Genomic DNA, 24,484 nt, shown 5'->3' on the forward strand with positions numbered 1-24,484 from the left:
TAATTACAAAATTTAATTTCACTTTGGGGTAAAAATGCAAAATTTATATTCAGAAGATGATACAAGGGTTAAGCTTATAGACGCAAAGCTTTATGCTAGTTCTTGGAGTGAAGAAAATATCATAAGGAATTATTATTTCACCGATGGACGCAAACTCATAGGCAACAAAAGAGCTGAAAGAAAATTTGCAGATTATTTGCTCAAATTTCAAAACAACAATCTTGCCATCATAGAAGCTAAAAAACAAAACAAAGACGCCTTAGATGGCTTATCTCAAGGTATAGAATACGCTAAAACTTTAAATGTGCCTTTTGTTTATAGCACTAATGGCGATAAAATTTATGAGTATGATTTAAGGGTTTCAAGGGGTGAGTATATAGAAAATTTTCCAAGCCCTAACGAACTTTTTCAAAGAGTTTATGGAAATTTAAAAGAATGGCAATACAAACTTTTAACTCAAAGAGAATTATACATACCTCAAAAAACATTAAGATACTACCAAAAAATAGCCGTAGATAAAGTCATAGAAGCTTTAATCAATGGTAAAGATAGAATTTTACTTACCCTTGCTACCGGCACAGGTAAGACGACTATAGCTTTTGCTTTGTGTTATCGTTTGCTTGAAGCAAGATGGAATAAAGAAAACAAAGACCAAAAACCTAAAATATTGTTTTTATGCGATAGAGTGAGCTTAAGAGATCAAGCTTTGGGAGAATTTAACGCAGTAGAAAGCGATTGTAAAGTAATCAGCGCAGAAGAGATTAGAAAAAATGATGGAAAAATCATCACCAACGCAAATGTTTTCTTTGGAATTTATCAAAGTCTAGCTGCAAATTCTAAAGATCAAGAAAATACCCAAGAAGAACAAGAGAGCAAATTTTATCTACAATACCCAAAAGATTTTTTTGACCTTATCATCATCGATGAGTGTCACAGAGGCGGAGCAAACGAAGAAGGAAACTGGGCGTGCGTACTAGAGCACTTTTCATCAGCTACTCATTTAGGACTTACTGCCACACCTAAAAAGAGTGATAATGTAGACACTTACAGGTATTTTGGTGAAAGTGCGTATGAGTATAGCCTAAAAGAGGGTATAGAAGATGGATTTTTAACCCCTTATAAGGTAAAACGCATCACCACCACACTTAGCGAAGGCTATGTATATAATCCTGATGATCTCATAGAAGGAGAGCTAGAAAAAGGATTTTATAAAATGAGTGAATTTGAAAGAAATATCCATCTACCTCAATATAATGATTTTCTAGCTAAAGAAATTTTAAAACTTATAGATCCTATGGATAAAACCATCATCTTTTGTGCCAATCAAGCTCACGCAAGCGATATAAAAAGAGCTATTAATAAATTTAAAAGTGTTAAAAGAGATGATTATTGTGTAAGAGTTACGAGCGATGAGGGTAAGATAGGACTTGAATATTTAAAACAATTTCAAGACAATGACAAAAGCTATCCTGTAATCCTTACAAGCTCTAAAATGCTAACCACAGGCGTAGATGCTAGAAATGTCCGCAACATAGTACTTTTGGCAAATATAGGCTCTATCATAGAATTTAAACAAATCATAGGGCGAGGCACTAGAGTGTATGAAGGAAAAGACTTTTTTACCATCATAGATTTTGTAGGTGCAACAAAGTTATTTTATGATCCAAAATGGGATGGCGAACAAGTCAAAGATGAAGATAAAGAAGATAAAAGCGAAATTTGGGGCAAGCAAAATAAAAAAGAATCAGACAAAACAAAAGAAACAGAAAGCAAAAAAGCAATCACCGTGCATTTAAAAGGCACAAAACTCAAAGTGCTTGACATAAACACAAGCTATCTAGGAAGTAATGGCAAACCACTTAGCACTAAAGAATTTTTAGAATTTTTGATAGGCAAGCTAGCAGAATACTACGACGATGAAGTAAAACTTCGTGAAATTTGGAGCAAACAAGAAACTAGGCTGAATTTCTTAAAAACCCTTGAAAAAGATGGAGTGGATGAAAATGCCTTGAAAGATTTGGGTGAAATTTTTGATAAAAAGGATTGTGATATATATGATGTTTTGGCGCATTTGAGTTTTAATGCTGAGATCAAAACAAGACAAGAACGCGTTTTGCAAGTAGAAAAGAGTGAATTTTTAAAACGCTTCCAAAAAGAAAAAGCTCTGAAATTCATAGAATTTTTACTCGGTAGATATCAGCAATACGGCATAAAAGATTTTGATAGAAGCTTAGCTCCTTTGATAGAGCTTAGCTCTTTAGGTAATGTAAAAGAAATAGTCAGTGAATTTGGCGGGGTGGAGAATTTAAAGCAAAGTGTAGACGATTTGCAAAGGGAGATTTATGCAAGATAAAGATAATATAAAGACATATTATGAGTGTCTTAAAGAACTGTCTAAGGAAGAACTTTATGAAGGATTATTAGGATATGGAATGTTTGCAGATAGAATACCAAATTTTTTAACTTCTGAATATTTTTTTGAGTTCTGCAAATCAAATAAGCCATCTTTTGAACAGAAAGAATACAGATATATTAAATACGAAAGCATGAGAAATATTAATGTTCCTAGAGTTTTATCAATACCAAATCCATTTGCATATTATAAACAATGTAAAATTTTAAAAGAATATTGGAAAAAATTACAAAGATATTTTTACAAAAAAACAAAAAGTAATAAATATAAGATTAGTCGTATTCATATTAGAAAGCTATATGAAAAAAAACTTATTGATAATAAATATTACGATGTAGAAATAGAAAAAATTTTCATTATGAATTTTAAAAACTATAAACTTGATGGGACGCCGGAACAAGAAATTTTTATTGGTAAAGGATATAAGGTAAATGCAGATATTTCAAATTGCTTTCCTAGCATATACACACACTCGATACCTTGGGTTTTAATTGGAAAAATTGGTGCTAAAAAAAATAAAGGTTTTACGAAATTATATTACAATAAGATAGATAATGCTACACAATGGCTTAATTATGGAGAAACACATGGAATCTTAATAGGGCCTCATAGTTCAAACTTAATCTCAGAGATTATTTTGGTTGCAGTTGATTATAAACTTAGTAAAAAATATAAATATATTAGAAATATAGATGATTATACTTGTTATGTTAAGTCTCACGAAGAAGCTGAACAATTTCTCTTAGATTTATCCATAGAACTTAAAAAATATGGGTTATCCTTAAATCATAAAAAAACAGAAATTATAAAATTACCTAGCTCATTTGAAAAACCATGGAAAAATAAGCTAAAGCTTTTTAAATTAGATTCTTATAGTGGTGGAATAAAATATACTGGAATAATGCCATTTTTAGATATGGCTTTGAACTTAATGAAAGATAACAAAAACAATGCTGCTATTTTAAACTATGCATTTAAAATTTTAATTAAAAAGAAAATGACCCCAAGCGCTAAAAAATATTTTATTAACATAATTCATCATTTAGTTTTACTATACCCATATTTGATTTTTTTGTTAGATAAAATATTTAATGAAAAAGAGCTTATTACACAAGAAAATATAGAAAAAATATCTTCAGATATTTTTAATCTAGGCAAAGAAAAAAGAAACTATGAAGCAATGTCTTATGCTCTTTATTTTGCACTAAAATATAATTTTAAATTAAAAGAAAAAATTAATCTATTAGAAGAAGCAAAAAGAAAAGAAGATTGCATTTTAATGTTATTGTGTTACCTTTATGATAAAAAGAATAATAAGGATACAGAAGAATATAAAATAATAGCAAATAATTTTATTATAAATACAACTTCAAAAAATACAAATTTTAAAATTCTAGATGATGAATATTGGTTGTTTGCCTATGAAGTTTTATCCAGAGAAGACCCTAGTGCACTTAATAAATGTAAAGATTGGAAACAAATAAAAAATAGTAATATATCTTTTATTAGACAGGAATTTCAGTAATAATTATAAGAATGTATTAGGTTATTTAGAATTTTAAATAAAATCTTAGTTGATTAAAAAAGTAGTTATTTGAATTAAAAAAGGAGAAGCAATGAAAATGACAGGATTGGAAAACTTATACAAAGATATAAAAAATAAGCAGATGACTTATTGTATATTTAATTATACACACAATAGAATTGAATTGGAAATAATGTTTGATATAAACCCAAAACCATTTAAATTGCTTATAATTAAAAAGTATTCTAATAAAACTTTGTTGCTAGATATTTTAAATGGCTTTAAGCTAGATATATTTCTTTCAAAAGAAAAATATCAGATATTATTAGATATATTAGATATAAAAGGTGGTGGCGCGACTCCTTTTAGCACAAAGAAATTTTTTGAAGAATTAAATAGCGCAATTCCATCTGCAATTGTGCAATATGATTTAAATAGTAATTTAAGACATATCATTTCTCAAATAAAAAATTTTGAGGATGCTGATTTGATATATGTTAAACACTTGATAGATTGGAATAAGATTAATAGCGGTAAGCATGTGTCGCAAAAAAATAGGGATAAGACGGAGTATTTATATCCTGATATTTTTAAAATTATAAAAGATAAAAATATAAGCGTTGTTTATACAAATAATAAAGATTCTTCCAAATATACTAATATAGAAGATATTGAAATAATAAATGGATAGCGATATGAATAATATATTAACCTATAAAATAGATACCGAGCAACCTATCGATATAAAAGAGTTAGCTGAAAGTTTAATAGCTATACAAAATATGTATAGGAAAAGTATTATTAGCAATGAGGCTTCTATAAAGATTAGTGAAGTTAGAAAAGGTAGTTATGAATTTGATATTGTTGTTTTGGGTTTAGGATTAACTTTACCTTATATAGAAAATTTTAATTCAGCGATTGATTTTATTAAAAATTTAAAAAATTGTTATAGTTTTTTTAAGGATAATAAATTTGATAATAATACTAATCAAATTAATATTGATGATGCAAAAAATACCAGTAAAATAATACAACCAATTATAAGCATAGGCAATAATTCTACAGTTATTATTCAAAATGGTTATAGTGATTCTGAATGTTTTAGTGTTATAAGTAAAGAAGCAGCAGAAGTCCAAAAAAAAATTTATAGTTATATTGAAAATAAAGAAAGAAAAACTAAAGAAGAATTGCAAACATATAAATATTTTCAAAATATACTTGTTGAATTTACACAAACAAGAACCGATGATAAGCGTGGAAATAAATTATTATGTAAAAATATTTATAATAAAGAATTAAATGTTGAATTTTCTAGTGATTATTTAAAAAAACAAATTTTAGAAGAGCACAATCCGCATTTACATTTATACAATGTTGATTTACAAGTTATTTATGAAAACAATGTGCCAAAAATTTACAAAATTATTTCTATTAAAGATATTAAAAATAAAAATATTTAGGTTGCAAAATAAAATGATAAATTTACTGCAGGGTTGGGAATGGAAAAGCTTAGGAGAAATTTTTAATATTGAAAGAGGGGGCTCTCCTAGACCTATTAAAAAATTTTTAACAGATAAAGAAGATGGTATAAATTGGATTAAAATCGGCGATATAAAAAATCAAAAATATCTCTATAAAACAGAAGAAAAAATCATACAAGAAGGACTTAAAAAAAGTAAATTAGTCATTGAGGGAGATTTATTGGTTTCAAATTCAATGAGTTTTGGCAAACCTGTTATTGTAAAATTACAAAAAGGTGCAATTCACGATGGTTGGCTATTGTTAAAAGAAAAAATTAATCTAAATAAGGAATATTTTTACTATTTATTTTCTAGTAATTTTATGTATAGCTTTTTATCCTACCAAGCCTCTGGTTCTACTGTAAAAAATTTAAATATAGATAAACTCAAACAAATTGAAATCCCACTGCCCCCACTCAAAGAACAAGAAAGGATAGTGGGAATTTTAGATGAGAGTTTTGCAAAGATAGATGAGAGTATAAAAATCTTAGAGCAGGATTTGCTAAATTTAGATGAGTTAATGCAAAGTGCCTTACAAAAAGCTTTCAATCCCTTAAAAGACAATGCCAAAGAAAACTACAAGCTCCCACAAAGTTGGGAATGGAAAAGCTTAGGGGAAATTGGAGAAATAATTACTGGAACAACACCTAGTAAAAATAATCCTAATTTTTATGGAAATGAGTATCCATTGTTTAAGCCTAGTGATTTAAATGGAGATATGATAATAAAATATGCTAGTGATAACTTATCAAAATTAGGCTTTGACAATGCAAGAAATTTACCAAAAGATACAATTTTGGTAGTTTGTATAGGTGCTTCTATTGGGAAAGTAGGATTAAGTGGAGTTAATGGAAGTTGCAATCAACAAATTAACGCAATTATTCCAAATTCTGCTTTTACTTCAAAGTATTTATTTTTTGTATGTTTGAGTAATTATTTTCAAACAATTCTAAAAAAGAATGCTTCTCAAACAACTTTGCCAATTATAAATAAAACTGAATTTTCTAAATTACAAATCCCATTACCCCCAATCAAAGAGCAAGAGCAAATCGCTTCGCATTTAGATGAGCTTTCTTCTCATGTAAAAAATTTAAAGCAAAACTATCAAGCACAGATAAAAGACTTGCAAGAGCTTAAAAATTCATTACTAGATAAAGCTTTTAAAGGAAATTTATAAATGTTAAAAATTTTTAGAAATTTTAACACATTAGCTAGATATGTTAAAAATTTTTGTTTTTTTAACATATTCTTTTATAATGTTAAAAATTTTTAGAAATTTTAACATATGGAAAAATCATGAAAGAATTCATACCGCCAAAACTACCTCTAAATATAGAATTAAATTCAAATATTTACAGCCTTATCATCAAGGCTTCAAGAAAATTAGCAGAACTCAATGGACTTAGCAAAAGTATCCCTAATCCAAACATTTTAATCAATGCTTTAATTTTGCAAGAAGCAAAAGATTCAAGTGAGATAGAAAACATAATCACAACACATGATGAGCTTTTTTTATCTCAAATCGATGAAAGCAAACTTACAAGAGCAGCAAAAGAAGTAAAAGACTATGAAAATGCTTTGAAAAAAGGGTATGAGCTTTTAAAAAAAGAGCGTTTGTTGAGAAATGCACATATTTTAGAAATTCAAAAAAGATTAGAAAGAAACAATGCAGGCTTTAGAAAACAAAGTGGCACAATGCTTAAAAACCCTATCACAGGAGAAATCAAACACATACCCCCACAAAATCATAGCGACATACAAGAGCTTATGAGAAATTTAGAGCAATACATTAACGATGATACTTTAGATGAACTAGATTTTTTAGTAAAAATGGCAATCATTCATTATCAATTTGAAAGCATTCATCCATTTTATGATGGCAATGGCAGAACAGGCAGGATTATAAATATACTTTATTTGGTTTATAAAGGCTTGCTTGATTTGCCTATCTTATATTTGAGTGCTTATATTGTAAAAAATAAAGGGGAGTATTATAGTCTTTTGCAAAAAGTGCGAGATGAAGGAGCGATTTTAGAATGGATAGAATACATACTAAAAGGCGTAGAGCAAACTGCTATAAAAACTATTGAAACTATTGCCACGATAGAAAAAATGATGCTAAATGTAAGCGAAATTTTGCAAAATAAAACCAATTTTTATAGTAAAAACTTTGTAGAGCTTTTGTTTTCTCATCCTTATACAAAGATAGATTTTTTGATAGAAAAATTAAATATTTCTAGGCAAAGTGCCTCAAAATATCTTAAAATTTGTGAAAATTTAGGGGTATTAGAATGCATTAAAATAGGTAGAAATCATTATTATATAAATATAGAACTTTTAAGACTTTTTAAAAAGGGAATTTTTTAAATGCAAAATAAAATCGACAAAATCACAGACATACTAAGACGCGATGATGGTATAAGCGGTGCGATGCACTATAGTGAGCAAATCAGCTGGATATTGTTTTTAAAATTTTTAGATGATTATGAAGAAGAATTAAAACTAGAAGCTATCTTAAATGATAAAGCATATAAAAGCATTTTAGAAGAAAAATTCAGCTGGAGAATATGGGCAGCTCCAAAAACAAGCGAAGGCAAACTTGATGTAAAAAATGCTTTAAGCGGAGATGATTTGCTTAGCTTTGTAAATAACGAGCTTTTTGCATATCTAAAAAGCTTCAAAGATAATGAAAATTTCAAAAGCATAGAGTATAAAATAGGCGGAATTTTCGAGTTTATAGACAATCGCATAGCCAATGGACACACTTTAAGAGAGGTTATAAATTTAGTCGATGAGCTAAGCTTTAGTAAAGAAAGTGATGTATTTGCTTTGGGTGAAGTTTATGAAAAGCTTTTAAAAGATATGGGAAGCGATGGGGGAAATAGTGGAGAATTTTACACGCCACGCCCTTTGATAAGAGCTATGATAGAAGTGATAGATCCTAAAGCAAAAGAAAGGATTTATGATCCTGCTTGTGGGAGTTGTGGGTTTTTAGTAGAAAGTTTTTTGCATATCTTGTATGAAGACAGGGCTAAAAACAAAAAAGCAAATTTGAGTGTAGAAGAGCTTGAATTTTTGCAAAATGATGCATTATTTGGCAAAGAAAAAACCCCACTAAGCTACGCAATGGGTGTGATGAATATGATCTTGCACGAGGTAAAATCTCCAAATATCATCAAAACAAACACTCTAAATAAAAAAATCACAGACATAACCCAAAGCGAAAAATACGAAGTGATTTTGGCAAATCCACCCTTTGGAGGCAAGGAAAAAGAACAAATTCAAAACAACTTTCCCGTAAAATCAAACGCTACTGAGCTTTTATTTTTACAACATATCTTAAAATCTTTAAGCAACAACGGAAGATGTGCTATAATAGTGCCTGAGGGCGTGCTTTTTCAAAATTCAAATGCCTTTGTAAGCGTGAAAAAAGACTTGCTAGAAAATTTCAATCTCGAATGCGTTTTAAGCTTGCCAAGCGGAGTATTTTTGCCTTATAGTGCGGTAAAAACCAATGTGCTTTTTTTCTCAAAAGGAAAAAGAAGTATTTGCGGTGAAGATGATAAGGTGTATTATTATGAGCTTATACCGCCTTTTAAACTCACCAAAAACAAGCCTTTAGAATACGCACATTTTGAGGAATTTTTAAAAATCTATAAGGAAAGAAAAATCACTCCTCATTCTTATCTAGTTAGCATAAAAGAACTTGAAGAAAGAAACTATGATCTAAGTGCTAAAAATCCAAATTCCAAGGAAGAAAAAACCTTGCGTGAAGTAGAAGAAATCCTAAGCACTTTAAAGGCAAATCAAGAAAAAGCCAATGAGCTTTTGCAAAAAATACAAAATATTATCTAAACTACTGAATTTTAGAAAGGACACTTATGAAAAAAATCATCTTTTTGCTTTGTCTTTGCATTAGCTTTGTTTTTGCTAAGCAAATTTATATCGTGCATGGCTATGGCAGCGATGAGAATTACGGATTTTTACCAAGTGTAGCAAAGAATTTAAAAGCTAAAAATCATGAAGTTTTACTTTTAAGTTTCCCTAATGCTTTTTCGCCTAAGCTTGATGAGTGGATGCAAACCATGAGTCAAAATTTCACAAAACTTGATGAAAATACCTTTTTTATCACGCATTCTTTAGGTGGAGTTGCGGTGCTTGATTTTTTAAATTCGCTTGATGAAAGGACTAAAATCGGCGGTGTAATAATGGTTGCACCCTTTGATGAACCTTTGGCAAAATTGCCTATTTTAAATGATTTTATAAAGCCAAAATTAGACTATAAAAAGCTTGATAACATGATAATTCACAAAATCATCATCAGCGCAAAAGACGATAAAGTCGTGCCAATTTGGGTGAGTGAAAATTTAGCCAAAAAGCTAAATGCTAAATTCATACAAACTCCAAATGGTGGACATTTTATGGAAAGCGAAGGCTTTAAAGATTTGCCTTTGGTTATAGAAGAATTAGAGCGTATTAAATAACCCTTAAATATAAGGGTTATACAGCTTTATCCAAAACGCTTTAGGCTAAAATACTGCTTTATACTCGGATCTAGCTTTTGAGTCTGCAATGCTTTCACGCCTAAAAGTCCAAGTGCGGGAGCAAATTTAAACCCATGACTAAGCCCACCCATAAAAAAGAGATTTTCATCTAAAAAATCGATGATAAAATCATCATCAGGGCTTAAAGGATAGGTGCAAACACTGCCTTTGCTAAAATCTTTTAAATCAGGAAAAAATTCTTTGATATGCTTACCTATATCAAGAGTATCTTGCTCATAAGATCCAAATTCCACGCGTTCTTCGCGGGTGCTAATGATCTCCCCTACTTTATCTCTACCCACTTTTAATCCATCTGCAAAATCAGGAAAACCATAAAAATAATCGTCTTCAAATTCGAGTATAAACGCTGGAAAACCTTGTGAGAGTTTATAAGAATCCGTATCAAACCAATTCACCACTTTGCGTCTAATGCCCACAGGCACTTTTGGCAAGTCAAATTCACACACGCCCAATACTTCATTGACATAACTTCCTGCACTGATTAGAATTTGTTTTGCTTGTATGCTGGAATTTTGTGTTTGTATTTTATACACTCCATTTTCTTTGCATATGCGCACGATTTCATCACACAAAGTATGCGCACCGAGCTTGCAAGCAGCATTGATAGCACTTTTTACACTCAAATCACTATACACAAAGCCTGTATCTGTTTCTAACACACCAAAAAAATCATCCGATACGCAAATATTATAATTTTCTTGCAATTCTTTGGCATTTAGAATTTTTGCTTTAAGATCGTAATTTTTCACACTTGAGAGCACATTTTGCATAAAAGTAGAATTTGAGCCGATATTTAAAAGCCCACAACGCTCAAAAAGCTTGATATTTTGCTCTTTTTCAAATTCTCCCCAAAGCGTGTATGCCTCTTGTAAAAGCGGTATATACTTTTCACCCTCGCCATAAGCTATACGAAAAATCCTTGTATCACCATGATAAGAACCTTGAGTATGAGGTGCTTGAAATTTATCTATAAGACAGGTTTTTAAGCCCATTTTAGCCGCATAATACCCAGCAAAACTCCCCACACTACCACTTCCAATAACCGCTATGTCATAAGTCATTTTATCTTCCTTATATATCGCCAATTTGATACATAAAATTTGGAAAAAATTATACTATAAATATTAGTTCAGTGTTTATAAAAAATAAAAATTTATCCCTTGCTTAGAAATTTTGAGGATTAAAATTTAATTAAAAAATTTAAGGCGATCAATCACCTTAAATTCAAGCTTTTTATATTGCTAGAGTTTTAGAAATTTTTTGTAAGTTGTAAGCATTTTCTTAAATTTATAAAAAGTATTTAAGAACACCCTGAATTTTGACTTATAGCGTCTTGATAAGCTTTTAAATCAAGCTTATTTGCATCTGCACTAAAGATTGCAAAAGGCTTTAAACTCTTACATCCTAGATATTCAAATGCATAACAAATCGGCTTTAAAAGCTCTTCTAAAGTCGCACCATGATGCCCATCATAACTCTCTTGTGCGCCGCCTAAAGTCGTTACAATCTGAAATTTTTTATCTTTTAAAAGTTCTTTATTTTCTCCATAAAGAATTGCTGTTAAAACCCTATCTTGCCACTCTTTTAAAAGCGCTGGAGTGCTAAACCAAAAAAGTGGAAATTGAAAGATGATTTTATCGGCATTTTTTAATAAATCCATTTCTTTACTGACATCGATTTTACCCTCTTTGTAAATTTCGCTAAGATTGTGAATTTGCACTTGTTTTAAATTTTTAATGCTTTCAAACAAAGCCTTATTTACCTTAGAATCTTCCCAAAATGTATGTGCGAAAATGATTAAAGTTTTCATTTTTTTTCCTTTTTTAGTATTTACTAAATTATAAAGTGTAAGTGTAAATATTATATAGAATACTAGGGTTAATTATTTTTATATTTTTACTCTAAAATCACATTTTTATATTTCAAAAATGCTACATTATCACTTGTATTTTATATCTCATAAAACCTATATTTTTCATAAACATAAAAAAATGAATCCCCAAAGCTTAATCTTAAGACAAGCTTTGGCAAAACAGTATAAGTTCTAAAAGACTTTAACCCTTGAAAGTAAAGATTTATTGACGCATGCCAAAAGTGATAGCATAAGCCTCGTTTCTTACATCGAACAAAGGATCTTGTGGCGGATTTACTCCTTGAGGTACATCTGAAGGGAAATATACATCAAAATTACAATCTTCATCACTCAAAGCATTAACTTTAAAAGTTCCAACTAAGCTTTCTTTATGCTTACCACTCCATAAAGCTGTCGTTTCATTAATAATATCATTTTTATTTGCATATACTAAATACATTTTATATTCTACTGGCTTATTAGTCTTTACGCGATCTTTGAAATCTTCTTTTAAAAAATCACTACTTGCGCTTTTCATTTGCGCCTCATTTAAATACGCCACACCTTCACTTGGAACTAATTTCCATCTCGCTGGAAAATAATTTTCTCCATCTGCTTGTTTAAAATAAAAAGTATGAATACTAAAAAATGGAGTATTTGCTACACTTTTACTAATACCAATTTTATCAGTATATGCAGCAAAATTTCTATAGGAATCAACCTCTTGCATCATTTTACTTATTTTTTCTTGATCAACTTTACCATTTACAGGAAGTCTCATTTCAAAAAACTGACCAAATTCTTTAGGATTTTTTGCAAAATTTATTTCTGTATTTAACATAACCATAGTCCAAGAAGCAGAATCTTGAGGATCAGTAATTCTAATAGCCATGCCTCTTGTTTTGCTTTTATCATCTTTAAAAGCTCCACCTAAAGAATACCTTACTTGAATTGGTAAACTTTTGTATGTCAATAAAGGCACATCAATTTCTTTATTAATAGATTGTGCTGGCTCAAAAGTTCCCATAGCACAAAAACCTTTTGCATGATTAACTTTTACTTTGGGATTTTTAGGATCCGCATTGAGTTGATAAAAAATATCCGCTATTTTTTGTGCATTATATTTTACATCATTTGCATAAATAGCACTACTTAAACAACAAATAGCCAAACAGCTACTAATATATTTTTTCATTACAAACTCCTAGTTTCAAAATTTTTAAGTAGGCATTGTAATATTTAACTATAAACGATAATTTGCATTATTAATGAAAATTGTTATAAATTCAAATATCCTTATTATGCTAATATTTTAAGTTTGCATTTTTAAAATATACAACATCTAAATAGTAACTATAGAAATTTTAAAATTAACTTTTATATCTTAACTTTATTATTTCAAGTAAAAACTTTATTTTAAAACACTCTGTATATATTACATTATCAATATATAAATATATATTGACATATTAATAAATTTATATTATACTGCTCTAAAAATTTTTTAGGAGAAACAATGCAAGTATTTTTTAACACTTTTAAAGAGTTTTTATATCTATTTGTCGAGCTTTCTGTGCTTTTTATAGGAATTTCTTTTCTTATTAGCATTATCAACCAAAAATACGAAGGAATGTTTAGAAAACAACTAAGCGGAGATAAAATTTCAAGCTATTTTAAAGCTATATTTTTAGGTGCTTTAACGCCTTTTTGCTCCTGCTCTACCATACCGCTTTTAAAAGCATTTTTGGAAGCTAGGGTAAAACTTAGCGTGTGCTTGGCTTATCTTTTTACCTCACCTCTTATAAATCCTATCATTTTTTCCATGCTTTCTATAACTTTTGGTTTAAAGTTAAGTTTGACTTATGTGGTTTTTTTGGTATTTTTGATATTTATTGTTTCTTTTGTTTTTTCCAAATTTAAGGAAGAGAGTTTTTTAAAACATATCCCTAAAAATACAAAATCAAATATTTTTACCCAAACCACTCACAATCCTAGCAATTTTATTTTTAAACAAAAATCATGCTGTGCAAATACTCAAGATAAGCCTAAAAATATAACGATAAACTATAAAGAATTATTCAAAGAAAGTTTGAAAAATTATAAAAAATTATTACCCTATATCGTTGTGGCAGTTTTTATCGGTGCTTTTATTCATGATTTCATCCCTCAAGAAATTTTACAAAAATACCTAAGTGGCAATGAAATTTTAAGCATTATCCTAGCAGCGTTTTTTGGAGTTTTGCTTTACTTAAGAGTAGAAACCATCATCCCTATAGGCTTGATACTTTTACAAATGGGAATTTCTCAAGGTGTGATTATGAGTTTTTTAATCGCAGGTGCGGGGTGTTCTTTACCCGAACTTGTTTTACTTAAGCAAATGTTTAAGATGAAATTTTTATTATTGTTTATAGCTATCATTTTAAGCGTAGCCATATCTTTTGGTATGCTTATAAATTTCATATAAGGAAAATAAATGCAAAAGTTTTTAACCATCATTTCAGCGATCAACGATGAAAGCAGAGTGCTTATCCTATACCATCTTTTAAAATATCAAGAACTTTGCGTGTGTGATTTGCAAAAACTTTTAAACATGGGGCAATCAAGACTTTCAAGACATTTAAAAATTTTAAAAGATGCAGGATTTTTATATGTCAAGCGTAAGGGAACTTGGGCGTATTATGGTATCAACAATGAGCTTTTAAAACTGCATTCTGACCTTTTTGAAAATATTAAAAATCTAGATATTGACAACATAGTTTTAGAACAAAACACTTGCGAGAACGATAAATGAAACTTGCATTTATTTGTATTCACAATAGCTGCCGTTCTCAAATGGCAGAAGCACTAGCTAGGCATAAAGCTGAAAAAATGGGCGTAGATATCGAAGTATTTTCCGCAGGAAGCGACACTTCTAAGGGTGTAAATTCACAGGCTATAAGACTTATGCGTGAAATTTATCAAATCGATATGAAAAAGCATTATTCTAAACTCATTGATTCTTTGCCTCAAAATTTAGACATAGTCGTAAGTATGGGTTGTGGCGTGGCTTGTCCTAGCTTAAAATCAAGGTATTATTTTGATTTTGGATTAAAAGATCCTAGCGGAAGTTATGATGATGAATTTAGGAAAATAATTCAAATTTTAGATTATAAAATAACAGCTCTTTTACAAGCCATAAAGACAAATTCTCTTAAGGACTTTACATGTTAGGTTTTATCGATAGATTTCTCACGCTTTGGATATTTTTAGCTATTTTTTTGGGTTTAATTTTAGGTATCATTTTCCCCAATATTGCTTTATTTTGGAATTTATTTGAGTACAAGTCTGTAAATGTAGTATTGACTTTATGTCTTATTTTGATGATGTATCCGCCTTTGGCTAAGGTTGATTATGCAAAGCTTTCAAAGGTATTTGATTCTAAAAAAGTTATCTTGCTTTCTATGATTTTAAATTGGTTTATAGGCCCTTTTGCTTATGTTTATCTTAGCTTTTATTTTCTTAAAAGACGAGCCTTTATATATGCAAGGAGTTATCATCATCGGCTTGGCAAGATGTATCGCAATGGTGGTGGTATGGAGCGATTTAGCAAAAGGTGATAGAGAATACACCAGTGCTTTAGTAGCGATGAATAGCATTTTTCAAATTTTATTTTTTTCCACTTTGGCTTATATTTATCTGGATTTTTTACCAAAATTACTAGGTCAAAGCACTTTAGCTACAAGTTTAGATATAGATTTTTCAGCTCTAAGTAAAAATGTTTTGATTTATTTAGGAATTCCTTTTTTAATGGGCTTTATAACAAGAACCCTACTTTTAAAATACAAAAGCAAACGATGGTACGAAAATACCTTTACCTAAAATCAGCCCTATAACTCTTATCACCCTGCTAGCAACTATTATCATTATGTGTTCTTACAAAGCAAATGAAGTATTTCACCTGCCTTTAGAAGCTTTAAAAATAGCCTTTGTTTTGACTTTGTATTTTATCTTCATGTTTTTTCTAACTTGGTTTATTTCTAAGAAAAATCATCTTTCTTATCCTAAAACTTGTTCTTTATGCTTTAGTGCTAGTGGAAATAACTTTGAATTAGCTATAATCATTTGTATTGCTACTTTTGGGCTTCACTCAGAACAAGCTTTTGCAAGCATTATAGGCCCCTTAGTAGAAGTTCCTGTACTTATCTTACTTGTAAAATGGGCATTAGGCAAAAGTTTAAATTCTAAAAAATGAATCAAGCCTCATGATTCTTTGCAAAACTTATCGCAAGGTTGATAGTCCTTGCTTTCTGGATTAAACCTATCGACTTCATTTGCAAGCATTTCTTCATAAATTTTTATCTTTTTGCTTAAAACTTTTTCACTTTCTTTTAATGTTTTAATCTGGTTTTGTAATTTTTTCTTTGTTTGCTTTAACATCTCTTGTCTCTCTTTGGCAGTTTTTATACCCAAAGAGCAAAGTTTTATATAATGTTTGACTTGTTCTATTGGCATACCTGAAATTCTAAGCCATTCTATCCATTTTGCCCATTCTATATCGCTTTTTGAAAAATATTTCACACTATTTTCATCTTTTTGAACAAAAGGAAACAAACCTTTTTAGCCCAAAATCTTAAAGTATGAGCACTAATTTTTGTTTCTTTTTCTACTTTTTTTATAGTATAAGCCATATTTTCTCCTTTTTAAGATAAAAATAAAAAATTTATTTTATTTTTTGTGATAAAATAATAGCCAAATTATTTAGCTTTATGCTAAAAATAACAAAAATTAAAAGGAAAAACATGAATAATATCAAAATAAAACTTTCTGTTATTGCAAATTCAATTGCAATTTTTGCTTTAAGTATTTTGAGCATCATTAGCTTTTACTTTACAAAAGATTCTTTGTATCAAAGTACGCTTCATGCTGAAACAGACCTTCTTAAAGCAGCACAAATTTCTATAGAGAATTTTAGATCCAGAAATATATCTTTGCTTAATGCTCTTGAAAAAGATATATTAAATTTACCCTATGAAGCACTAAATTCTCAAGACAACATAGTTAATAATGTAGGAGCCATATTAAAATACTACCGCAATAGTGGAAATTTGCTTGCTGTTTATATTGGTTTAGATAATGGTGAAAATATCGTGAGTGATGATCTAAGCGAGAAAAAAAATACTAATATAACTATAAATGGAAAAGCCAACAACTATAATGCAACTACTAGGGAATGGTATAAAGAAGCTAGAAATAGTAATCAAACGTATATAACCCCAGCTTATATTGATGTTGTTAGTAATGAATACGCCATTACTTACTCTAAAGCTCTTTATAAGGATGGTAAATTTATTGGTGTTTTAGGATTTGATGTTTTATTAATTAGTTTACAAGATGAAATCGCTAGAACTCCAGGCAATACCTTTGTTTTTGATCATAAAGATAGAGTTTTTGCAGCCACCAACAAAGCTTTATTAGATCCTTCGGTAGACCATTCTCCTGTTTTAAATGCATATAAAGCTCATGGTGATAACAACTTCTTCTCTTATAAGTTAAATAATGAAGAAAGACTTGGAACTTGTACTAAAGTCTTTGCTTATACAGCTTGTATTACCGAGAGTACAGATGTAATAAATAAACCTATATTTAAAGCAGCATATATACAAGTTATAGCCTTAATTATTATGATATCTATTAGCATCATCCTCCTTTATTTCATCGTATCAAAATACCTCTCTCCACTTGCAGCTATCCAAACAGGTTTAACTTCATTCTTTGATTTTATCAACCATAAAACAAAAAATGTTTCTACTATAGAAATAAAAACCAATGATGAATTTGGTCAAATCTCTAAAGCTATCAACGAAAACATTCTTGCTACTAAACAAGGTTTAGAACAAGATGCTAAAGCAGTAAAAGAAAGTGTTGAAACTGTAGGAGTAGTAGAAAGTGGTAATCTTACTGCAAGAATTACAGCTAATCCTAGAAATCCACAATTAATAGAACTTAAAAATGTTCTAAATAGACTTTTAGATGTTTTACAAACTAAAGTAGGATCAGATATGAATGCTATTCATAAGATCTTTGAAGAATATAAGTCTTTAGACTTTAGAAATAAACTTGATAATGCTAATGGTAGTGTTGAAGTTACTACTAATGCTTTAGGGGATGAAATTGTTAAGATGTTAAAACAAAGTTCTGACTTTGCTAATCACTTAGCTAGTGAAAGTTCTAAACTTCAAAGTGCAGTTCAAAACCTTACTTCATCTTCTAATTCTCAAGCAGCTTCTTTAGAAGAAACTGCAGCAGCTTTAGAAGAGATTACTTCTTCTATGCAAAATGTTTCTGTAAAAACCAGTGATGTTATCACTCAATCTGAAGAGATTAAGAATGTTACAGGTATTATTGGAGATATTGCAGATCAAATCAATCTTTTAGCTTTAAATGCTGCTATTGAAGCTGCAAGAGCAGGAGAACATGGTAGAGGCTTTGCCGTTGTTGCTGATGAAGTTAGAAAGTTAGCTGAGAGAACTCAAAAGTCTTTATCAGAAATAGAAGCTAATACTAATTTATTGGTTCAATCTATCAATGATATGGCAGAAAGTATTAAAGAACAAACTGCAGGTATTACTCAAATCAATGAAAGTGTAGCTCAAATTGATCAAACCACTAAAGATAATGTTGAAATTGCTAATGAATCAGCTATTATTTCTAGTACAGTAAGTGATATAGCTAATAACATACTTGAAGATGTGAAAAAGAAAAGGTTTTGATTAAACTAATATGAAATATTGATTTTACATATTAGTTTATATGTTGGCTAATATATACAATTTAGATTGATATGCAAGTATCAATCTAAAGATTTTGATTTGTTGATACTTTTAACTTATTATTTACTAACACTTTTAATTGCTTATTCATTAATATCTTTAATTCGTTATTTGTTAAGTTCTAGGTTAGGTATTGGTTTGTTTTTATAGTTCCTTATTTACTAGTTTATTCTGTATTTTATTGTTATATTGTTGCTCTTGTGAATTAATTTGCTTATCCATTGAATTTATTTCTCACTTCACTTAAAATAAATCACCTTCTTGATTAAATTCCTTACTTAACTTCATGTTTTGCCTACTCGAAAAAATGACTCACTTTATAGATTGTAAAAATTAATATACGCTATATAACTTTGTTCGCTTATAAATTTATACATATTTATACCCAAAATTGAAAGCTAGCATGGAAAGAACTATTAAAGATAAAAAGATTTTTATAAAGAAAAATATAGTAAATTTCTTAAAAATAAAAATATGATTTTAGTTTTTATTATGATGATTTAAAAAATCCAAGCTAAGCAATCACAAAACAAAAATCATCTCAATGCATAGAAAATCAAATTAAGCTTATTGGGCTAAAATTTGATTTTTATCTCGACATAAATTTTGCCAATTAGAAGTAGTTTTAAGCTCCAAACACTGCTTTAGACTTTCTTTTTGCGCCTGAGTATTTTGCATTCTTTCATAAGTCATACTTTGTATATATAAAGCTCTAGCCCTATCTTTATCTGAAAGCTTTAATTTTAACAAATCTATTAATACTGCTAAAGCTTCTTGATTTTGATTGGTTTTCGCTAAAGTATCAAGATAAATAAATTCTAAATTGGGGCTAAAAAGATTAATTCCTTTTAAATTTTGATAGTCGATAGCCTTGGGCGCATAAGTTAAAATCGTTGTTTGCATATTGTGATCGTTTGCGTAAATTAATAAATTATCATAAGCTTCAACCATTGTAAAATTCATAGGAAAGCTTTCTAAAATTTGTAAAATTTTAATAGCCATATTATAATCATCCATTTTCAAATAAGACAAAAATTGCAAATAATAAGCTTTAAAATTCTCCTCATCACTCTTTAAAATTCTAGAATTTGCTATTTCTCGAGCTATATTTAAAGCTAATGGATATTGTTTATTATCATAAAGTATAGATGCTTTTTGCAAACCATAAAAAATAGAATCTTCATTATGATTTTTATCGATATAATCCATTGCTTGTTGCATATTTGAAGTTCTCATAAGACAAGCTAGCATTTGTTTTTTATTTTCTATCTTTTGTCCAATTTCGTAAGCATTAAATTGTGTAAATATATTAACAGCATTGATACAATTATCGGCTTTTAAATCATTGTTTAGAAGCTGAATAGCTGCTTGCTCTAATAATTTTGCAGAATTTGTTAATTTCTTATTTTCTATCTGATCTTTATAGGTCAAAACTGCACTTAAGTTACCCTCTTTATAATAAAGCGCAACATCTTCGCTTAAAGCTTTATTGACTATATTTTCATCTTTTTGAGCGTACTCTTTCATCAGGTTTGCATAACGCTGATGTAAAAATGTAGCATTATTATCCGCTAAGGCAAAGAAAACCTCATCATTTGCTTTTCTAATTTCATCTAAATATTTTCCATCTAAATAATTATCCATATATAAATCAAGATATTTGTTAGCATCACTTGATCTTGAAGTCATAGCTAGGGTTAAAGCTAGATCCTTTAAAACCTGCTCATATCTATCATCAATTTTAGGCATTTTTACAAAAACATCTTCATAAATACTTGCACTTATGTCATATTGTTTATGCTGATTAAAAAGCTTAGCAAGCTCTAAAGATCTAAACATATCCTTTGGAAAATATTCAGGATTGGCTTTTAAAATTGTATTGACATATTGCACAGCTTTATCGATTTGATTATTGGCAAGATAATCTTTGATTAAGCTCATTGCCGCCCTTGCTGCCAAATCTAAATTTTTGGTGTTAAAATAAATATCCTCATAAATATCTATAGCTCTTTCTTTCTCGTTTAAAGGATAGATGTAATCAGCATAATCAAGTCTTGCTAGCTGAGTAAAATAACTATTGGGTTGCTCATTATTTAAAATCGACATAGTATATTCTATATCAGCGCGTTGCGATAAAGCAATATAGGTTCTTAGCATAATATGCAAGACTTCTGGAAAATTCTTATCGCTTGTAAAAGTACGATTCCAATTTTTAGCCTCATCAATCATTTTTTCCAAAACTTGCTGATCGCGCATACTTGGATCTTGAGTGTAAATTTGGCTTTGTGCTCTAAGCTTATAAAGTATAAACTCATTCATAAAAATACTACCACGATAGCGATTGATAGCATTTTGAGCATCTATAACCACTTGAGTATAATTAGCCTTATCGTACTCATTTTTTATACGCAAATAGGTATTAATATCAGCACTTTGAGGGATGATGACAGGATCTGAATTTAAATCCAAAGCTCCGACATAAGGTAAACTTTCATATGGAAAATTGATATTAAAATCAAGTCCATCATAATCTTTTACATGCTCTAATTCTGGAGTAAAAATGAAAGTAAAACTCTTGCTTTTATGCATACTAGAAGAATTTAACTCCTTATCTGCATAAATATTTTGCGATAAATCAAACATTCTTGCACTCATTTTAGGCAGGATAATCATCTTAATCTTTTGAGGTTCTTTAATAAATTTTAGATCAAAAGCAGTGAAACTTTGATCGCTTAATTTATTATCTACTACACCCATAATCTCGCATTCAAAATGTATTTTATCTTCAATAACAATCTTTTGACAAGTAAAATCTAAGTCATTACTAGCATGTAAGACCGCAAAAGCTTGATTGTTCTCACGGCCTGTATTTAGGGCTAATTCAAAAGAAAAAAGAGTACAAATACTCAGCAATACCAAAAATATAATTTTCATACAATAATTATATTATATTTTGAGTAACAAAAATAAAGCAAATACACTAATCAAAGTACAAAGAGCTAAAATAAAACTCTGAATAAAATTTAAATGCTCCGAAACTTTAGCTTGAGTTTTTACAAATAAAGCATGGATGACTAGCTTTAAATACGCATAAAGCATAATAAGCGATGCTAAAGCCATAAAAAGAGCTAAATACCAATAATCAGCGACAATTAAAGTTTTTAACACCATCACCTTACCCCAAAAAGCTCCAAATGGCGGAATTCCAGCTAATGAAAGTATACAAAAGCTAAGCGATAGTGCAATCAAAGGCTTTTTAAACAACAAAGCATTAAATTCTTCAAACGAACTTCCCTTAAAGGTACTAAGAATCAAAAACACACCATAATTAGCAAAACCAAAAAGCACCCAATAAACAAATATAGAATTTAAAACATCATCGGCCGCATTTAACAAAGGTATACATGCTGCTAAAACAAAACTAGAATGCACTATAGAACTATAAGCAAACATCTTTTTGACATCTTTTTGACTCAATGCGGCTAAAGCTGCAACAAGCATTGAAAATACAGCCAATACATTTAAAATATTTTCAAATCCTAAATGATTTAAAAAGCTAAAAAGTCTGATAACTACAACAAACATTGCTATTTTAGGAACAATAGAGATAAAAGCGACCAAATTTACATGTGCTGAAGAATACACATCTTTTAACCAAAAATGGAAAGGAGCTAAAGAAAGTTTGATAGCACATAAAACAAAAATCATAACTCCTGCGCCTAAAAGCATAGGATCTTTATCAAGAGCCAATTTTAAACCCAAATCCAAAGTGCCTGTTCTAATATAAATCAAAGCCGACGCCATAACAAAAAAGCCCGAGCCTACTGCCGCAACGCTAAAATATTTAATAGCACTTGAAATAGCATTATTACTTCCGCGCATAGCAATAAGTGTATAAAGAGCCAAGGAAGAGCTTTCAAGTCCTATGAAAATCAAGATCAAATTTGAGCTTGAAACCATAAGTAAAAGCCCCGCTACCATAAATAAAAACAAACTATAAAATTCGCCTTGATTTTCTTCTTTTTGCATCAAAAGATATAAAAACGAAAAACATAAAATAACCAAAGAAGCATACAAAGAAACAATATCATTATTTAAAGTTCCTAAAAATCCTTTTGCTTCTAAGCCTTGCGCAGCGATATTATTTAAAATTAAAAAAACACTCACAATCAAAGATAAAGAGCTAGTAGCCATATAAAAAGTTCGATGAAATTTCCAAAAACCCGAACAAAGCAAAAGCACGATAGCCACAGCAATCAAAAATGCAAAAGGATAGGATAAAGGGATATTTAAGCTGCTTAAATCGATATTACCTAACATTATTTTCCCCTTCTAAATGATTTAAAAATCGAATGGTTTGATCATCAATAGCTCTTTCTTTCATTTTTTCAACGATAAAATCCGCATCTTTATTTAAAGGATCTAAAAAAATCTTTGGTGCTATACCCAAATAAAAAATTAAAACTACTATAGGTATCAAAGAAAGAATTTCTCTTGCGTGCAAGGAGCAAGTTTCAAGCTGACTTTCTTTTTGCATAAAAAACATTTTTCTAAATACATGAAGCATATAAATAGCACCTAAAATAATCACAAGTCCTGCCAAAAGAGCATAAAGTAAATTAAGTTTTGCAACACCTAAAAGAATTAAAAATTCTCCAACAAAAGATATTGTCAGTGGTAAAGATATACTTGCAAGCAAAATCAAAGTAAAGAAAATAGTAAATAAAGGCGCTTTATTGGCTAAAGAATGATAATAAGAAATTTCAAGTGTACCGTATTTTTTATATAAAAGTTCAGCCATTAAAAACAAGGCTCCTGTAACAATACCATGTGCAAACATATAAAATACTGCTCCACTAAGTCCCAAAGCATTAAAAGAAAAAATACCTAAAATCATAACCCCAAGGTGAGAAATCGAACTATAAGCGATCAATTCTTTTAAATTTGAAGCACGGTAAGCAATTAGAGCATTATAAAGTATACTTACTATACACAAAGCTACCACTAAAGGCATAAAATACACACTTGCATCAGGAAAAAGTGGCAAGCAAAAGCGTAAAAATCCAAAAGGAGCCATTTTAAATGCTACAAGCATCATAGAAACTAAAATAGGCGAATTTGCATAAACCTTTGGTGCCCAAGTATGAAAAGGGAAAAGCGGTGCTTTAATAGCAAAGGCGATAAAAAATGCTCCAAAAAGTAAAATTTGTTCATTAAAACTCATAGCCGAAGCATTATTTTTCCAAATTTCTATATCAAAAGTGAAAATATTTAAAAGTTTGTAGGTCGCATAGGCTTGATAAATTAAAGCTAAAAGCATTAAAATCGAACCCGCAAAGGCATAAATAAAAAATTTAATCCCTGCTCTATAATCTTTACCATATACTCCCATAATATAAAGCAAAGGCAAAAGTGAAAATTCCCAAAATACATAAAAGAGTAAGCCATCAAGCGAAGAAAATAATCCCATAATCGCAAATTCTAAAAAGAATATGCAAGATACCATTGCTTTTTGCTCAATCTTTAAAAATAAAAAACTTAAAAATATCATCAAGGAGCTTAAAAGCATTAAAATCAAAGCTATGCTATCAGCGCCTATATGATAACTCATGAAATTGACTACCTTGAAAGGAAGTTGATATTCAAGGTTTATTCCATTTAAATAATCTTGCCAAATCTTGATATTTAAACCAAGCACCATTAAACTCGCTATGACGCTAAAAACTTTTATACCCCCACGATTCAAAACAAGAGTTACAAAAGCGGCAATTAAAGGAAAAAAGATTAGATAATTTAACAT

Annotated in this window: 18 protein-coding genes and 2 pseudogenes; 13 read left to right on the plus strand and 7 right to left on the minus strand. The window is 29.5% G+C overall.

Features of this window, described 5'->3' with window-relative positions:
• Positions 1-34: 34 nt before the first annotated feature.
• The 8 genes from KAR88_RS02020 to KAR88_RS02055 all read left to right on the plus strand — a co-directional run bounded on the left by KAR88_RS02020 (position 35) and on the right by KAR88_RS02055 (position 9,942).
• Entirely contained in the window at positions 35-2,353 is a 2,319-nt protein-coding gene (locus KAR88_RS02020; protein WP_192801319.1) for a type I restriction endonuclease subunit R, read from the plus strand.
• Positions 2,343-3,938, plus strand: a complete 1,596-nt coding sequence (locus tag KAR88_RS02025; protein WP_002787644.1) for an RNA-directed DNA polymerase — start codon at positions 2,343-2,345, stop codon at positions 3,936-3,938. Before KAR88_RS02020 ends, KAR88_RS02025 begins: the two co-directional genes overlap by 11 nt.
• Before the next feature lie 91 nt (positions 3,939-4,029).
• Positions 4,030-4,629: a DUF6037 family protein gene (locus tag KAR88_RS02030; protein ID WP_002787643.1), complete on the plus strand. Its 600-nt coding sequence runs from the start codon at positions 4,030-4,032 to the stop codon at positions 4,627-4,629.
• 4 nt (positions 4,630-4,633) lie between these two features.
• Positions 4,634-5,398 (plus strand): hypothetical protein, encoded by a 765-nt coding sequence (locus KAR88_RS02035; protein ID WP_002798167.1) that lies wholly within the window; start codon positions 4,634-4,636, stop codon positions 5,396-5,398.
• Between the two features lie 13 nt (positions 5,399-5,411).
• A complete protein-coding gene (locus KAR88_RS02040) occupies positions 5,412-6,635 on the plus strand; it encodes a restriction endonuclease subunit S (protein WP_192801318.1) in 1,224 nt (407 codons plus the stop codon).
• A gap of 119 nt (positions 6,636-6,754) precedes the next feature.
• On the plus strand, positions 6,755-7,825 hold the full coding sequence (locus KAR88_RS02045) for a Fic family protein (protein WP_192801317.1): 1,071 nt from the start codon (positions 6,755-6,757) through the stop codon (positions 7,823-7,825).
• The gene (locus KAR88_RS02050) at positions 7,826-9,313 is read left to right on the plus strand and encodes a type I restriction-modification system subunit M (protein ID WP_192801867.1); all 1,488 of its coding nucleotides are present in this window, start codon (positions 7,826-7,828) and stop codon (positions 9,311-9,313) included.
• 26 nt (positions 9,314-9,339) lie between these two features.
• On the plus strand, positions 9,340-9,942 hold the full coding sequence (locus tag KAR88_RS02055) for an alpha/beta hydrolase (RefSeq protein ID WP_002778507.1): 603 nt from the start codon (positions 9,340-9,342) through the stop codon (positions 9,940-9,942).
• A 26-nt stretch (positions 9,943-9,968) separates the two neighbouring features.
• Here KAR88_RS02055 and solA read toward each other — a convergent pair whose 3' ends face one another.
• From solA to KAR88_RS02070, 3 genes are all read right to left on the minus strand, one after another.
• Positions 9,969-11,084, minus strand: a complete 1,116-nt coding sequence (gene solA / locus KAR88_RS02060; RefSeq protein WP_002778509.1) for an N-methyl-L-tryptophan oxidase — start codon at positions 11,082-11,084, stop codon at positions 9,969-9,971.
• Positions 11,085-11,323: 239 nt separating this feature from the next.
• Complete coding sequence (locus KAR88_RS02065) at positions 11,324-11,833, minus strand: NAD(P)H-dependent oxidoreductase (RefSeq protein ID WP_002785797.1); 510 nt, start codon at positions 11,831-11,833, stop codon at positions 11,324-11,326.
• A 265-nt stretch (positions 11,834-12,098) separates the two neighbouring features.
• The gene (locus KAR88_RS02070) at positions 12,099-13,070 is read right to left on the minus strand and encodes a catalase (protein WP_060794106.1); all 972 of its coding nucleotides are present in this window, start codon (positions 13,068-13,070) and stop codon (positions 12,099-12,101) included.
• A 321-nt stretch (positions 13,071-13,391) separates the two neighbouring features.
• Here KAR88_RS02070 and KAR88_RS02075 point away from each other — a divergent pair, with 321 nt between their 5' ends.
• The 4 genes and pseudogenes from KAR88_RS02075 to acr3 all read left to right on the plus strand — a co-directional run bounded on the left by KAR88_RS02075 (position 13,392) and on the right by acr3 (position 16,106).
• The gene (locus tag KAR88_RS02075; RefSeq protein WP_192801342.1) at positions 13,392-14,339 is read left to right on the plus strand and encodes a permease; all 948 of its coding nucleotides are present in this window, start codon (positions 13,392-13,394) and stop codon (positions 14,337-14,339) included.
• A 9-nt stretch (positions 14,340-14,348) separates the two neighbouring features.
• Positions 14,349-14,666 (plus strand): metalloregulator ArsR/SmtB family transcription factor, encoded by a 318-nt coding sequence (locus tag KAR88_RS02080; RefSeq protein WP_002784181.1) that lies wholly within the window; start codon positions 14,349-14,351, stop codon positions 14,664-14,666.
• Positions 14,663-15,085, plus strand: a complete 423-nt coding sequence (locus KAR88_RS02085; protein ID WP_002778518.1) for a low molecular weight phosphatase family protein — start codon at positions 14,663-14,665, stop codon at positions 15,083-15,085. Before KAR88_RS02080 ends, KAR88_RS02085 begins: the two co-directional genes overlap by 4 nt.
• Positions 15,079-16,106 (plus strand): annotated as a pseudogene (acr3, locus tag KAR88_RS02090) (arsenite efflux transporter Acr3). The gene KAR88_RS02085 and the pseudogene acr3 overlap by 7 nt, the downstream one beginning before the upstream one ends.
• A gap of 8 nt (positions 16,107-16,114) precedes the next feature.
• Here acr3 and KAR88_RS02095 read toward each other — a convergent pair.
• Positions 16,115-16,542 (minus strand): annotated as a pseudogene (locus KAR88_RS02095) (MerR family transcriptional regulator).
• 78 nt (positions 16,543-16,620) lie between these two features.
• On the opposite strand from KAR88_RS02095, the gene KAR88_RS02100 reads away from it, so the two are divergent.
• Positions 16,621-18,624 carry a methyl-accepting chemotaxis protein gene (locus KAR88_RS02100; protein ID WP_192801343.1) on the plus strand — a complete coding sequence of 668 codons (2,004 nt, stop codon included), beginning with the start codon at positions 16,621-16,623 and terminating at the stop codon, positions 18,622-18,624.
• A 627-nt stretch (positions 18,625-19,251) separates the two neighbouring features.
• On the opposite strand, the gene KAR88_RS02105 is transcribed toward KAR88_RS02100, so the two are convergent.
• The 3 genes from KAR88_RS02105 to KAR88_RS02115 are packed head-to-tail and all read right to left on the minus strand — an operon-like array spanning position 19,252 to position 24,484.
• Positions 19,252-21,618 carry a flagellar protein gene (locus KAR88_RS02105; protein ID WP_192801283.1) on the minus strand — a complete coding sequence of 789 codons (2,367 nt, stop codon included), beginning with the start codon at positions 21,616-21,618 and terminating at the stop codon, positions 19,252-19,254.
• Between the two features lie 12 nt (positions 21,619-21,630).
• The gene (locus KAR88_RS02110) at positions 21,631-23,004 is read right to left on the minus strand and encodes an NADH-quinone oxidoreductase subunit N (protein ID WP_057038094.1); all 1,374 of its coding nucleotides are present in this window, start codon (positions 23,002-23,004) and stop codon (positions 21,631-21,633) included.
• Positions 22,994-24,484, minus strand: a complete 1,491-nt coding sequence (locus KAR88_RS02115) for an NADH-quinone oxidoreductase subunit M (protein ID WP_002781489.1) — start codon at positions 24,482-24,484, stop codon at positions 22,994-22,996. Before KAR88_RS02115 ends, KAR88_RS02110 begins: the two co-directional genes overlap by 11 nt.

The sequence above is a fragment of the Campylobacter sp. JH23 genome (assembly GCF_017846595.1).
Lineage (GTDB): Bacteria > Campylobacterota > Campylobacteria > Campylobacterales > Campylobacteraceae > Campylobacter_D > Campylobacter_D coli.

Bases quoted from the DNA above. Each gene is read 5' to 3' on its own strand.
- KAR88_RS02020 (WP_192801319.1), top strand. From the start codon at position 35: ATGCAAAATTTATATTCAGAAGATGATACAAGGGTTAAGCTTATAGAC.
- KAR88_RS02070 (WP_060794106.1), bottom strand. From the start codon at position 13,070: ATGAAAAAATATATTAGTAGCTGTTTGGCTATTTGTTGTTTAAGTAGT.
- KAR88_RS02105 (WP_192801283.1), bottom strand. From the start codon at position 21,618: ATGAAAATTATATTTTTGGTATTGCTGAGTATTTGTACTCTTTTTTCT.
- KAR88_RS02100 (WP_192801343.1), top strand. From the start codon at position 16,621: ATGCTAAAAATAACAAAAATTAAAAGGAAAAACATGAATAATATCAAA.
- KAR88_RS02065 (WP_002785797.1), bottom strand. From the start codon at position 11,833: ATGAAAACTTTAATCATTTTCGCACATACATTTTGGGAAGATTCTAAG.
- KAR88_RS02030 (WP_002787643.1), top strand. From the start codon at position 4,030: ATGAAAATGACAGGATTGGAAAACTTATACAAAGATATAAAAAATAAG.
- KAR88_RS02040 (WP_192801318.1), top strand. From the start codon at position 5,412: ATGATAAATTTACTGCAGGGTTGGGAATGGAAAAGCTTAGGAGAAATT.
- solA (WP_002778509.1), bottom strand. From the start codon at position 11,084: ATGACTTATGACATAGCGGTTATTGGAAGTGGTAGTGTGGGGAGTTTT.
- KAR88_RS02035 (WP_002798167.1), top strand. From the start codon at position 4,634: ATGAATAATATATTAACCTATAAAATAGATACCGAGCAACCTATCGAT.
- KAR88_RS02045 (WP_192801317.1), top strand. From the start codon at position 6,755: ATGAAAGAATTCATACCGCCAAAACTACCTCTAAATATAGAATTAAAT.
- KAR88_RS02115 (WP_002781489.1), bottom strand. From the start codon at position 24,484: ATGTTAAATTATCTAATCTTTTTTCCTTTAATTGCCGCTTTTGTAACT.
- KAR88_RS02085 (WP_002778518.1), top strand. From the start codon at position 14,663: ATGAAACTTGCATTTATTTGTATTCACAATAGCTGCCGTTCTCAAATG.
- KAR88_RS02025 (WP_002787644.1), top strand. From the start codon at position 2,343: ATGCAAGATAAAGATAATATAAAGACATATTATGAGTGTCTTAAAGAA.
- KAR88_RS02055 (WP_002778507.1), top strand. From the start codon at position 9,340: ATGAAAAAAATCATCTTTTTGCTTTGTCTTTGCATTAGCTTTGTTTTT.
- KAR88_RS02075 (WP_192801342.1), top strand. From the start codon at position 13,392: ATGCAAGTATTTTTTAACACTTTTAAAGAGTTTTTATATCTATTTGTC.
- KAR88_RS02080 (WP_002784181.1), top strand. From the start codon at position 14,349: ATGCAAAAGTTTTTAACCATCATTTCAGCGATCAACGATGAAAGCAGA.
- KAR88_RS02050 (WP_192801867.1), top strand. From the start codon at position 7,826: ATGCAAAATAAAATCGACAAAATCACAGACATACTAAGACGCGATGAT.
- KAR88_RS02110 (WP_057038094.1), bottom strand. From the start codon at position 23,004: ATGTTAGGTAATATCGATTTAAGCAGCTTAAATATCCCTTTATCCTAT.